A 317-nucleotide genomic window follows, 5' to 3' on the forward strand; every position below is an offset into this window, starting at 1 on the left:
TCCATAAAACCGTATTTCTGGAGACACACATACTTCGCTTCCTTCTACCTGCGATTCACATTCGACCAAAAGAGGCGCACCACATCCTTACCCACCTCCCACAAGCGCACATTGCAAATCCTTGCCTTCAAAAAGTCGATCACCGTATTTCATGCCTTTAAACCTAACAGACGAGGTTCCACCCTTATTCACACATACCGTTTCCCTAGTGGCGTTGTCAAGGTCACACCTTTCAAACCGACTACCCACCAGCTTCATAGTCGACCCAACTTGTACTACATCCTCTGCCACCCCAACGGTTTTAATGTCGTTCTCAA

General features: G+C 47.3%; 1 protein-coding gene. It reads right to left on the reverse strand.

Annotation, left to right across the window (positions count from 1 at the left end):
- Positions 1–87: 87 nt before the first annotated feature.
- Positions 88–317, reverse strand: a 230-nt coding sequence (locus tag LE180_RS02960) for a hypothetical protein (protein ID WP_374133994.1), incomplete at its 5' end; no start/stop codon positions are given.

It is taken from the genome of Candidatus Endomicrobiellum pyrsonymphae, from assembly GCF_020328025.1.
In the GTDB taxonomy this organism is placed as follows: domain Bacteria; phylum Elusimicrobiota; class Endomicrobiia; order Endomicrobiales; family Endomicrobiaceae; genus Endomicrobiellum; species Endomicrobiellum pyrsonymphae.